This is a genomic window from uncultured Microscilla sp. (genome assembly GCF_947493425.1).
Classification (GTDB): domain Bacteria; phylum Bacteroidota; class Bacteroidia; order Cytophagales; family Microscillaceae; genus Microscilla.
In genome coordinates this window covers 1-14,216 of sequence record NZ_CANLRP010000110.1, presented here as the reverse complement: position 1 = coordinate 14,216, position 14,216 = coordinate 1, and the positions used below count along the sequence as shown (strand labels likewise).

Below are 14,216 nucleotides of genomic sequence, written 5' to 3'. Positions count from 1 at the left end.
ATTTCAAACTATTCTATGGAAACTCTTTTTAGCGATCAATTCAACGATATTCTTTATAACAAAGAAAATGGTATTCATTACCATGTTACCAAACCTACTACTGCCCAAATGACAGAAACGGAGTTTAAGCAAATGCTGCTAAACTGGAAACAGCTCATGGTTTCCCATAATCCTCGATGGATTTTAGTAGACAGTCTCAACCTTCATTTTCCTGTCTCGCCTGAGCTCCAAAACTGGTTGGTGCAAAATATAACTATACCTGTGCTGGCCATTGGCTCCATCATAAAGTCATCCTTTGTATTACCCCAAGAGTTCATTTCACAATTGTCTGTTTCACAATTTATGGATGAAGCAAGCAATGTTTCACCCAAAAATAACCTGCAGTACTTTTCTAGCAGAGAAGCTGCAGAAATATGGCTCAAAAGCAAGGACTAAGAGCTTGTTTAAAAATCATTAATTAGGTTCCCGAATCAAGTTCGGCTCGCAGCTCCGAGCTTGTTCTCGGAGGACTGTGAGCTTTTACGTGCTTTTCCTGATTATATATTGTCAAATTTAGCCGTTGGCAGAGCCCCGAAACAAGTTCGGTTCACAACCCCGAACTTGATTCGGGGGATTTATAAACTCGGCACAGCAAAGCTGTAGCCATCGGTTATCAGCAATAGCGCTGCCCCGAATCAAGTTCGGGATTCCAGAACTATTACTTCAAAATTTGACGCATCTAATCTGAAAACTCATCATAAAATCTCCTATAAACGACCGCTTTAAACAAGCTCTAAGTTTGTATTACGGTTGGTGGCTAATAATCGCTTGCTGCCTACTGCTTTGTTTAAGCCTTTGTAGGGTATAACACAAAATGGTTTGAATTTTGATGTAAGTTTAGCGCAATATTTTATTGCTTTTTACAAGTTTTAAAATGATGTAAATATTTGGTAAAACTCTACAAAACCTAGCATTTAGGAATGACGGGCGCTAAAACTCAAAAAGTAAACCTCCCCTATAAACAGGGCTACGGCTTGCCGTATTGAGCCTTGCCTCAGAAGAAAGTTTTTGCCTCAAGATGGGCAACTCGTTTTTTTATCATTCCTTAAATCAAAAACTGACCTTTAGTTTACCTAAGCTGAGGGTCTTTTTTTTATCCTGTTGGCTACTTTCTGTATTGCTTTTTATCATTTATTTTAGTTTTTTGTGGGCTTCATAATTTTTACATTGAAAAAAACTGGGCAAGCATAAAGTTTGCTCACAAGTGCTTGATTTATAAGCCCAAGGGGTACTATAGTCTTACACTATCTTTAAAATACGACAAGAGAATACATCTAGTGCAGTCGGTAGACTTTTAATAAAACAGCTTTTTATACCTGCCAGGTTTTCCAAAACCTGGCAGGTATGGGTAGACTTCTCTTTATTATCGGTTTGCAAATATTAAATTTCAACTGCCTATACTACTTGTATTCCAAACTTTTAACTTACAAAAAAATGATATTTCGAAGTACAAACAAAGGCACCTTGTTTTTATCCAGGGTATGTGCTTTGCTGCTGGTATCGAGTATGGCAATGGCTCAAACCAGTCAACGTGCCATTCTCCAGGAACATATCCGGCAACTGAGGGCATTGGCAGACAGTCTCGAAAAAAAGCTTGATAAGATGTCTGATAAACCCATTACAGTTCGTAATACTGGCGAACGTGACCGTATCCACCAAAAGAAGATTTTTGTAGACAAAGAAGGAAGGGTTTTTTGGCAAGTAGGGTTACCTGTGTACGTATTTGCTTCGTCGAAGCCCGATGGGTCAGACATGCACCGACTGAGCTATAGCAAAGTAAAGCAGATGGAGGCTTTTTCTGACCCTATGTATTGGGAAGGTCCAGGTAAGCACTATATTGGGCACAAAGACGCTAACCCGAATGAAGAGGTTCAGTTTGAAATAAACGCGGATGGAGCCGACCCTTTTTCAGTCATTGAGTTAAAAAACGCACCTCGTTATGAACAAGAAGGAGAAGTTTTTTTTGGAAAAGGATTGGTTGCTGACATCATCACCAAGGATGAATTGGCGGGCGTTCGTCAAACATACCAGTCGATAGACAGTGCCACTTATGTGCCCCACACCGCTACTATCAATTTTGATGAAGACAAAGAGTATACGGTTAATTATTACGGGGTTGACAAAGTTGGGAATGTAGAGAAGCCCAAGTTTACTAAGTTTCGGGTAGACCTGAACCCTCCGGTAACTGAGCATAAGGTGAATGGTGACCGCAAAGGAGACATTTTATCACCTAAAGCTACTATTTTGCTCACGGCTCAAGACCAGGCTTCAGGCATTTCGGTGACTCGCTACCGTTTCAATGAGCAACCTTTCCAGGCTTATAAGGGCATCATATCACTGAAAAACCTCAAAGAAGGAGAGTATGTACTTACTTATCATAGCATCGACCGGGTGAAAAACCAGGAGGAGGAAAAAACTTACTCTTTTTATTTAGACAAGACGGCGCCTAAAATTGTGGCAGAGGTGATAGGAGATCAGTACCAAAACCGAGGGCGGGTGTTTATTTCAAGCCGAACTAAGATGCGCCTGACGGCAAGCGACAATAAGTCGGGGGTAGACAAGGTGTATTATGCTATAGATGGGGGGCTGGAGCGTTTATACCGCGAACCCTTCCCGTTGGTTAAGAGTGAGGGTACACATACCATTAAATATACTGCCCTGGACAGGGTAAAAAATAAAGGAGGGTTTGAAACAAGTGATTCTTATGAAAATATGTTTCTTGACTTGACGTTGCCTTCTATCAAGCATACTTTTACCGGGCCTGTGTATCGCAAAAATGACACAGTGTTTATTAGTCGTAAGACCTTGATCAATATTGTGGCTAAAGACCCCGAGTCGGGCATTAAACGCACTGGGTTTAAAATAGATGGTGCCCGTGCCAACCCTTACCGTGAGCCTTTTAGTATAAACGATGATGGGTACCACAAAATAGCTTATTATGCGCTGGACAATGTAAACAACCGGGTAGCCGAAGAGTTTTTTGTGATTGTAGACAACAAAGGACCTGAAATGGCTGTGTCGTTTAGTGCACCTCCTATAGGCAAAATTACTGCTGAAGATATTACTCAAACTACCTCGGTATATGCCACAGGCACTTATTTGTTTGTAACTGCCCGTGATGCCAACATAGAGGTAGAGAGCGCTTATATCTCTATTAATGGCTCACAAGAAGTAAAATACAACAAACCTATTTTGATGAATACCAAAGGCTTAAAAACGATTAAAATACGGGGAGTTGATAAACTAGGGAATGAAACTGTGAACAAAACGGTGGAAGTTTTCGTCAAATAAAGTAAACATTTGGCTTACGACAAAAAGGAAACTTTTTATAACCCAAAGCTAACCCTGCCTTCCATTTTTGGTTGATGGGGTTTTTTGCTTCAGGGCTTTTGTTTCAGAACAAAATGTCTAGCCTAAGCCTTGTTGATGCTTGTGGTCTAGGGGCTACCACTTTGAGTCTTGACAAGTTAAAACAACGCTTTTGGCGGGTGTTGATGCTATTTGGTTAACTGCCTTGCCTTATAAGCATAAAAAATACCTGCACCAAAGGCGCAGGCATTTTAAACCACATTAATTAAGGAATGTTATTTTTTCTCAAATCTGAGCAAAAACACCCGCTCCACGTCAAACACGCGAAACAAGTAAATGCCTTGCGATAAATGCCCTACCTTTACCCGTATATTACGCTGGTGTTGTGGCCAAACTCCACTGCCCACCACTTGTCCATTGAGGTTACTTATCTCCCAGGCAGCTTGAGACTTTAGCTGTTGGTTTGGGTTGAGCTTGAGTTGTACTTCATTGCTTGCTGGGTTCGGAAAAAGCAGCATTCCCGACTTTACAATACGCTTGTCCAGCCCTGTTACTTCTTGCCCAGCTTGTCCTTCGTCTTGTCGCAATGTTTGAACAGCACTTACGGCTGCCTGATGCACCTCTTTGGTCACGTAGTCTTCTACAAATACTACTATGCGGTACGACTTCATTGTCAGGTCGCCTACATGCCACGGTCGCAAGTCGAGATTGTATGAGTCGCCAGATTTCCAGGAGTGGTCATAATAGGTACCCGCGGCGTCGGGCAACATCTTACGCATTACGTGGTGGTAAGTTTTGCCTTGCGATGACACTTCGTCTTCTATGACTACCACTTGTATGACTATTGGTCGGTCAAAGTTTTCGAGCGCCATTACCCTGGCTTTTATCTTCATCTTACCGTTGGTCACCTGAGGGGACTCTATGGCAATGCTAAAGGGAGATACACTCAATACCCGTTGGTCATAAAACAAGCTTGATATTTCATTATGAGGGTGACGACTCGTGTCTAATCCGTCAATTATTGCCATTGGAGCATTTTTTATTCCGTGGTAAAAAGCACGGCCACTTACATCTTTGGTATTGTACTCGTTTAGTGCGTCTGCCTCAGGAAAACCCACATGGTGATGTATACTGATAATTTCAGTATTTGTGTTGTCCTCGTTGTAAGGAAAAAACTTTACTTCTTTGTCCAAAGCCTCCGCATCAGATACTCCATTATTGGTAAAGTACTCTAGCAATAAAGTACGGTTGCGATTGCTGATACTAAAATCATCAAAGGCAAATCCTTCGTACTGGCTAGAGGGGTTGTCACCGTTGCTGCCAAAGGCAATTCTAAACCTTACCAGTGATGTATTGTTTGCCAACATTGCGCGCCTTACGTTGCTCAAACTGTAGGCAGTAGTACGCCAGGTAGAATCGGCACCTGTCCAACCTTGGTTTTCGGTGTTGGCATTTGCATCACTAGAGCTACCAGGAGCCCCCAAAATACCTTGTTCGTTGTACCAATTTTCTATTTCGGGGGTTTTCTTGCCTACCTTTTGCCAGGTTTTGCCGTCGTCTACAGTATACAACAAAGCTACTCCATCGGCTCCTTTGTCGGTGTGTGACCAATAACGCAACGATACCATAGGTTTATCCAGGTCGCTCATGTCATAGCAAGGGCTCTCAACATACGATTGTTCATTGTTGTAATAATGGGTTTTGTTGCCATTATCAGTCATCCAAACTACCCCTTGACCTTGTTTAATTATGTCTTGACTGGCATTGCTCAAACTCTTCAAGGTCCAACTGGTTTTGTCGGCAAATACCTGATTTTGATTCACTACTCCCCTGCTTACCCAACTTTTTGCTCCATTTTCAAAGCCTTCAATATAGTTTTCTCCTTTGGTTACGGTGATTACATCAAAAATATCTACCCTTCTTTTAAGGGTATAAGTAACCTTGTGGGCTTTATTGAGCATCGTAAGGGTAATCCAGTATTCGCCCGCGGTGGCAAAAGAGTAGTTAACGGGGTTGTTGGCTCCGTTGAGAGTTTCCAAGACCTTGCCTTCTTTATCGGCAATTGTCCAGGTGACCTGCCCTAGTTCGTCGTTCCCGTTTTCATCTCTCAAGCTCGACTTGTTAGTTATGGTAGAGGTGCCCCCTACAAAGTGTCCTTCGAAGTCAAAGTCAAGTTTAAAGCTTTTTTTGACAATCTTCTTACAGGCTTTAATGTTGGCAGTCATCGAATAACTAATATTTCCGGTGTTGTTTTTGGTGGCATACGTGGTTTCCTTCGTGTTTGTAACCGATCCGTTGATTACCCACTCCCAGCCTTCAGTGGTGTTGGTTTGGGTAGACCTAAAATGCATTGCCTGCTCGTGGTATACTTTGCTAATGAAGAGTCTGACATCAGTAGGTTCTGACAATACTTTTACTTGTAGGGTGTCAGAAACATTGGTACAACCTGCATTGTTAGTGTGTGTGGCTCTTATTTCGTAAGGGATTTTGCTGGGTATCAACTCAGTAGGGTCATTGCTGGGTACCCTACGCCATTGATCACCATTTTTGTACTCAAGCTGGGTCAATACCAATACCGACGTATTGTCTTTGTTGCCTTGATCACGCACTTCAATACTACCTTTGGCTTCGTTGCGGCAATAGGTTTCTTTTAAGCCTTCGATTGTCAATATAGGCAATCGCTCAAGGGTAATGGTGAGTACATCAGAGATATACTTACAGGGGTATTTTTCATCACTATTGCCAATCTTATATTGATAAACATATACGATTTCGTACTGCCCCGCATTTGCGTTTAGACCTCCTCCCCCTGAACCGTTGGGTATAGGTTTTTGCGGATCAAAACCTATGACCTCTACAAACCCCTTTTCGGTAAGATCATAAACAGTATATCCAAGGCTGGCACTTTCTTTTTTTCTAATATAGAAACTCCCCGTGTGCTTTATAGCATTGGCAGGCTGTTCTACCCCGAAGTTGTATTGAGTGACATTACTTACACAGAAGCTTCTTTTGGACTCATTTTCTAATTGAATATCAAGGTTGGGCACACGCGCAAGTACTCGTATTTTGTTTTTTTGAGGTTTTGCACAAAACTCATCCGAAGCATAAGTAATGGTAAAAACTCCACCCGCACTGAATAAACTATAATCAAAGGCAGCACTGGTATTGCCTTTCGCAACCTTAATAGCATCTCCTACTTGTTGACCAGTATTGTCATTAGTTATCACAAACGTACCTCCTGAGTTGGAGTTATAGTTTGTCAGCTCGAAAACCAACTCTCCCTCCGCATCGTCATCCAGGCCACAAAATGTAATGTCTTGACCTTTTATGGTACCTGTTTGGTGAATGCCTACACCTTTGGCACTCGCCTCGAAAACAACCGTTGTAGGCTTCGCTTTTGACACTTGAGCTGTCTTTGAAGTGTACTTACATCCACTAGGAGTTGTGTATACATAATATACCGTTTCCTCATCAGTCTCAGGGTCATACGCGTTTGGGTTTTTGATTTCCACATCGTTGCCAAGATCAGGACGATTGCCTATCACTTCATAAAAAGTGAGTGTTCTAATTGGCAATTGCAATGCTTCTTTTGGCTTGAGACTGACTTTGTCGTTGTCTTCACAATACTTGTACTCAGACTGACTCAACTCTAGCATATTGGGTTTTGTATCAATGCTTACTGTAAATGTTCGCTTATACAGAGTAGCCCCCTTTCCTATGCTTGTCTTTATTGTTCCTGAGGCTATATTTTCCCAAGTCACTTCTATCCCTTCGTTGCTCTTGGTGGTAATAGAAGTGCCTTCGTTGTCTCCACCTTTTATGGTACCATTCTCCACTGTCCAACTCATGTCTACGGGGGTATCAGGCGAGGTCTGCAGCTGATAAATATTTGGCTGAATGGCACATCCGTTCATCGAGTTTAAATTAGTTTTTAAAACTTTAAGAGTGGCGATTTGGGTACACATCAATGGTATATAATCAGGGGTATTACCGGGAGCTTTCTCGGTTACTTTGACTAATATTTTACCGTTGGACGACCAGGTTATGTCATTAGAGGCACTGGTATTTGTTGTTCCTGTCCCACCTTCAATGATCCACTCAAAGTTATATTGATCCTCTATGTTACTCATCACCTTTCCTTCAGCATCTTCCAGTTCAACAGTATATTTAATGGCTTGATTATCCAAGGCAATAGGAGAGCCTTTGATACTTGCTTTAAAAGGTTCTTTTACCTCTACTTCTATAAACTGTGATGCCTCTGATGCACAAGCTTTCAATTTATCCCGTTTGGCAATTACTGTCAACTTCTTAGTACCTGGTGATGTCCAATTAACGCTGACCGAAGTTCCCGTCGATATACCGCCTTCAAAGGTATACCCTGGTGACCCTGACAAGTTGCCGTGCTCTTCTATTGTCCACTCATAAATATACTCAGGGTTAGGAGAACTCACTTGATACACCCCTTGCTTCTCTTTGCATATTTTTGCCGAAAACGAAGGAGCTATTATTGGTTTGGTCGGGGGCGATAATACTTCTACTGCCTCCATGGTAACTATTTTAACATCCTCACACCTGTCAAAAATAAGCGCTGTTTTGCCTAGCTTTACATACACTGCTCTTATTGTGATAGAAGGTTTGATGACTTTAGACGGATTAAGTTTGTAATGATAATTTCCATAACTGTTAAGTTTTTCAATTTTAGAGATGTTATCTTTGATGGCTGGTGTCTCACAACTCAGTGCTTTTGCTTCATTGTAGGTTACCAACACAGGAGTGGGAGCATCGAGGTTTTTTGCACCGTCGTTCACAATCACTGGTTGTTCATTAATGCCCAACTCCTCAATCACAGCATACAATAACCAACCATCGTCTGTTTTGGTAGGTAGTACTAAAGGCTCCTCAGTAGTAGTTTTACACTGTGCAGTCAACCCCGTACTGGTTTCCTCTGATACGGCCACCTTTCTCTCAACACTAAACTCACAATTTCCTTGGGCATATACATAAGTGATGGTATTGGTACCTTCGTCTGCGTTTGAGGGTGAAAAATATGTTTTTAGCTTGCCATCACTGTCTTCTTTAGTAATAATGCCCTTGGTGAGTTTGAAATACCCTCCTGCTGGCTTACCTTCCAGTAGTTGATCGGCACCATTTTTTGCAAACGTTGCCCTCTCAGTTACCCCTTCAATATCAAGATTACCAGGCTTGCTATAAAGCATAATATTAGTCATTTCACCTTTGGTTGGTGTAGTAATGAAACAACTAGTTTTAGAGGCCATTTTCACCCCTTTTACTGATATACTTGCGGGTGTTCCTTCACCAAGAAGCGAAGCCTCACTTTTTACCTTCACCAAAAGGGTGGTTCCTGAAGTAAACACCACTTGGTCTGAGGCATCACCTCCCTCGTCGGGGGTAAGGGCTTCCAAATCTTTGTGCAGTGTCCATTGGTAATGGGTGGCTCCTTCTATGCTATTGACGCTCAACGATTTTATCTCACTCTCTTTCTGACAAATGCTTGTGACAGACTTTGTAAAACCAACTGCTGTATTTGCATCAAAGTCGGCAAATATGTGCACCTTTCGGCTCACAATTGAGCTTTGGCAATCAGAACCTACCTTCCCACCTTGAACAGTAATATCAATAGTATTATCTGCCCCTACATTAGGTTTATCTTTAAGTGTAACAGTTACCATCTCGCCTTGAGGATTGGCAGGAATATTGTCAAATACATCTGCGGGAATATTCCAAATATATTCATCGGCTCCAGTAATACCAGCTACCTTTAAAGTATAAGTTTTATTATCATTATTGGTACACAAGGCATTCAGTGGTGTGGAAGCATTACCCTCCTCATACACTTGAATCACTGCCTTATCAGCATCAAACGAAACCCATTGATTGATTTGAGCAAATACATAAGAGTCTCCAATGTTTAGGGTAGACTGATTAGAATTGGTGGTAAAAATCAGTGGAGGAGGGTTCATAAGATTATTTCCCAGATTTATTTTTACCCCTTTGACTATCATTGTATTGATGCCGCTGTAAGCGTTATCATTATCAAAATTATAATCAATGATAAGTGCCCCATCTTGTATTTTTGCCTGAAACTCTGGCAGTGTTTTTTGCACACCATCTACTTTCACTACAAGGTTTTTATCATCTTCAACCAATGAAACACCTCCACCTTTTGGTGTCAATACCAATGATCCTTTTCCCTTAAAGTCCTTTTCAAATACTTCTTTTATGGTAATGTCGCCTACTTCAACGTTTTTAGCGCCAGCACACACAGGATCAAGAGTTGCAGGTACAAAACTCACCTGAGATTGAACACTCGTAATCTTTTTAGCAGCCAGGTCACCCTCATCGCCGCAGGCATTTACTCCCCGTACTGTTACATCCACCTCGCTTACTACCTTGGTTGCTTTTAGACTTAGTTTAGGCTCATTGGTTGAATATATATTATCCTTGATGTGAGTAACAGTAACATCTGACATAGACGCTGGCTTTAAACCTTCAGGGATTGTCCAATGATATTTAACCGCTTTTTTCCCATCTTTTGCAATGTAGATACTTTCTTCGTCTACAAACAGTTGATCTTTGCCCTCAATGATTACTACCCCAACTGGCGCTACGGGTAGAGCTGACAATGTCTGACTTACGCTGGTGCTGGTGCAACTATTTTCCTTAGATTTAGCAGTAACACTTACCAGGCCACCCTTAAAACTGTCCCCTATTTTTACAGTCACTTCGGGGGCATTCTTAGGAGGTGAAGTTATAGTCGCACCTGGTGGCAGGTTCCAGGTATAAGTCAGGTTGGGCTGTGGGTTTTCTACCGAAAGTGTTGCGTTTTTACCCCCACAAACAACTTCAGGAAACGTTCTGAAAACAGGCACCAGAGGAGAGTCATGGCGTGTAAAACTTATCAGTGACACGGTATTTGTAACCAATCCTGAAGCCCGCAAGAGGGTTTTTGAATTGGTATTGGTAGCTTCCACCGCTTGCACTACTACCCCACGAATTTCTAACTGGTTGAGCTCCTCATCTTTTTCCAAGCCTGTCAGACTAAATTCGATGCCTCGCTGATCAGTGGTATATACTACTGCGTTTATTTCTTTGAGTTCTTTCCCCTTCTCACCAAAAAACACCTTGGGTTTTGCCAGTAACTTAAAGCCTGAGGTTAATTCAACTGCCACCTTCTGTTTATTAAAAGCACTTGCCTTAATCTCAGTACATACGACGTGTTGGGGTACCACTATAGGGGCACCACTTACACACAAAGGGGTGTCAATGGGTTGAAAGTTTACTTGAATATCTGAAACATTTGACAAGGCTACCCAATCAGATAATTCTCCTTCACAACTAGCGGTTTTGACTGTTACGCTTACTTGGGCTTTAGAGAGGTCTGGTACTTTGTCAGGGTCATAAGTCACCAAAACATCAGAAGAAGTAGTCACGTGGCTACCACTTACCGGTGTTACCCCCTCAGGCAATGTCCACTCATATTGGGTAGCATTGTTTGCACCAACTGCTAACAAACGTAACTGCTTATTGCCTATATCAAAAACCTCTATGTTGGTGACAGTAGTAGGCTTACTTAGGATTGTAAACCTGCCAAAGTCAGTGTTTTTATATATACCTTCCCATGGCAACTCGTCTACGCTTTGAGGACGTAAAAATACCGTGGAGGCTGTAGCACCACCTTTGGGAGTAACTGTTAGTCCTTGAATTTTTAGTTGATCTATCTTTGATTTGAAGGTAGCATCAGTAAAATCATACTTTAGTTGTAATTGACTTTCATTTGTAATGCTTGCCTCAAACTTTTCTTGCAGGGACTCTTCAAGATCTTGAAACTCACTACCCTGGGAATCTTGAAACTTTGCCATAATTTTAAGATCGTCGCCTCCCAAAGTAAAATTTTGTTCTGACAATACTAATGTAAGCGTACCTTGTCCAGTAAAATCTTCTTTGGAGGTTTCCTGCAGAACAATGCTTAAGGTCTTAGAGGCAAGGTCACCTTCACAAAACTCCGCCTCGGCAGGGGTAATTTTAACACCCACTGGCTTGATAGTTATTGGGTAGTCATCTGAGAAGTCGCTCGTGCAAAAATCACTTTTAGCTTGCACTTTAAGTTTAACCTCAGTATTGATGATCACAGGTGCTGCCTGTAGGGTGATCTCTGGTTGGTCGGTTTCTTTCACTCCGGCAAACCCTCCATTGAGTTCGGCAGGCACATGCCAGGTATATTTGGTGGCATTGGCTACTGCGGCTACACTAAAAGTAGTAGATTCTCCTTCGTTAACAGTAGCAAAACTTATGGCAGGGTTAATTTTACCAATATTGCCTGGTATAGGGCGTAAAGCTATATTTGCAGCAAACAATAGCAGAGTGGTAGTTAATATAGTAAGGGTTATTTTGGCAGCTGCCCCGCTTTTCAGGACTTTGGCCACACCTCCCCTAAGGATTTTGGTTTTGTAGGGATTAAACATAAGGATTTATCACAATTTTATTTTTTCAGTACCATAATTCAGAAGTGTAAAAAATAACCTGATGGCTGTCTTTTAGGTATTATGAAATAATAGTTGTATAATACAATAATTATTTCGTTAGAATAACCAAGTCGAGCTTGTCTACTATGGTTCAACTAAAGTCAACAAATGATTACCAAGTGCCATTGGTTTGACGATATAGAACGATCACCTTAGAAAGCGACACTTTGTGGTAAGCTATTTTTCACTTCAATACTTATGGTTGTACAATTAGCAGTGGCAACAAAGTTACGGCCTTGTTTTATAACATAAAAAAAAAGGGGCTAAGTGGTCGTTTTTAAGGCGTAAGTGGTTAGATATCAGATTTTATTAATATAAAACATAACTTAACCTATATTACTTGCTTATTTTTAGGGCACTTTTAGGGTCTATTATCCCGCTTTAGGGCTCTTTGAGCTACTTTTTGGGTATATTCGGTTGTGTTTTGGGTATATTCGGTTGTGCTTTGGGTATATTCGGTCTAAGGTAGATGATTGCTCAAATTACTATGTTTGGGCAATACGCATCCTAGACAATATGGCTTCTCAGGGTTCATCTGCTCCTGTGTTATTGCCTCAGACTATACAGCTATATAAGTCCAGGTAACGCGTCTGCTTATTATAATAACAATCGAATAATTAGAGGATACAGTACTTATGCATTGGCTATTAAAAGGCTCCGGGGAACTGTCTAGAGTACTTAAAGGTTTCGGTCAGCGGTGAGCTTAAAATTGTACTTTATTTATTTTTCACATTACTAAGCACAGGCAAAAACAACTGATAATTGATCATTTACAAGGCTGGTTTTGCCTAATAAAGCACATAAATAGTGACTGAAACAGCACAAACAATGATTTTTGAGAAAAATAATATTTCATCAAATTTTGTCTGTTTTTCATACATTCAATCTTTTTAATGGGTAATAATGGGTAATTTTGAGTAAAACATATCCACAAACATAGCAGGGGCAATTCTAAAAAGTACTTTTACTATACAACTAAACAAAATCAGCTTAGGAATGACCAATAGGTTGTTTTTTTGATAAAACGTCAGGCTTTTATACTAAGACACAACAGTTATAGTAATTTACCAAGACTTGAACACTTGGGTACTATAGGCAAAAACCATAGGTATTACCTCTGGTTTTGTAAATCACACTGTCTCAAAGTAACACCACTGACTCATCAATAAATACTTAAGCATTCCTATTAGGAATGGTGTAAAAATAAATTTCTATAGTAACGCTAAAATATTTTGTTGCTAGACGCGGCACGGCAATATCCAGTAGATATTGAGCGAGCTTGCGGGATGGCCAGCCAATAGCAGCGCTATTCGGCTATTTTTTAACAAAGTATAGCCTCAAAAGATGAGATTAAGAATGTAAATTTATTTTGGTACCATTCCTTAGGGTACTGTCTCCATAAAATGGCATACAGTTATACACTACACCTGCTTGGCATTTGTCCTATCTTTCGACCAAAAAACAAGTTTAAATGTACAGCAAGAGGTGAGTATTCTTTACACGACAACATATAAATAACAACCATCCCTCATGAAAATTTTAATTACAGAAGATGATCCTATTTATGCCGATGCGCTGGAAGTTTTGCTTGAAAGCATAGGACATCAAGTAGTGGGCATAGCCAATAATGTACCACAAGCACTAAGGCTGATCAAAGCCACACACCCAGACTTACTATTGCTCAATATTGAGGTCAACGGCAAAGTTGACGGTATTTATATTGCCCAAGAACTAAGAGCGTATGCTTCGCCTATTCCATTTATTTTTATTACTTCCCGACAAGAACCCGATATATTTGAACAAGCCAAAAAAACGAACCCTTTTGCCTATATAACCAAGCCAGTAGACAAGTGTACCCTGCTCCGCACGGTTGAACTGGCGCTTTATAAATACACCCAGCAAAATCATTTTGAAGAAATAGAGAACAGGGAGCAAGACGAAGAAAGTTTTTTTGTGAAAGTGGGACGACAATTGCGACGTATTTGTATTCCAGATATTTGTTACCTAAAGGTAGACCGAAAATACTCTACCATTGCCCTGGAGGGTGGCGAACAGTTCAAAACAAGGATGTCGCTGCAAGAGTTGGCGCTAAAACTACCCACCGATAGTTTTATAAAAGTGCATAAGTCGTATATGGTAAACCTGCAAAAAATAGATGAGGTAGATATGGATAAAGAGTCCATCAAAATGGGGCCTCACGTTATTCCTTTGAGCAGAAGGCATAAAAAAGAGTTGGTAGAAACGCTTACCTAGTGCGCCAGGAACTAAGTTCCTTTTATATTATATCCTTGCCATTGCTTGTCTTTATTAAACCCCTTGAATTTC

General features: G+C 40.9%; 4 protein-coding genes. 3 read left to right on the top strand and 1 reads right to left on the bottom strand.

Annotation, left to right across the window (positions count from 1 at the left end):
- Positions 1 to 15 precede the first annotated feature (15 nt).
- Both Q0954_RS22935 and Q0954_RS22930 read left to right on the top strand, forming a co-directional pair.
- A complete protein-coding gene (locus Q0954_RS22935; protein WP_299460849.1) occupies positions 16 to 435 on the top strand; it encodes a hypothetical protein in 420 nt (139 codons plus the stop codon).
- Between the two features lie 1,038 nt (positions 436 to 1,473).
- Positions 1,474 to 3,330, top strand: a complete 1,857-nt coding sequence (locus Q0954_RS22930) for a hypothetical protein (protein WP_299460847.1) — start codon at positions 1,474 to 1,476, stop codon at positions 3,328 to 3,330.
- Between the two features lie 293 nt (positions 3,331 to 3,623).
- Here Q0954_RS22930 and Q0954_RS22925 read toward each other — a convergent pair whose 3' ends face one another.
- A complete protein-coding gene (locus tag Q0954_RS22925) occupies positions 3,624 to 11,831 on the bottom strand; it encodes a T9SS type A sorting domain-containing protein (RefSeq protein WP_299460845.1) in 8,208 nt (2,735 codons plus the stop codon).
- Positions 11,832 to 13,421: 1,590 nt separating this feature from the next.
- Here Q0954_RS22925 and Q0954_RS22920 point away from each other — a divergent pair.
- Complete coding sequence (locus Q0954_RS22920; RefSeq protein WP_299460843.1) at positions 13,422 to 14,144, top strand: LytTR family transcriptional regulator DNA-binding domain-containing protein; 723 nt, start codon at positions 13,422 to 13,424, stop codon at positions 14,142 to 14,144.
- Positions 14,145 to 14,216: the final 72 nt, after the last annotated feature.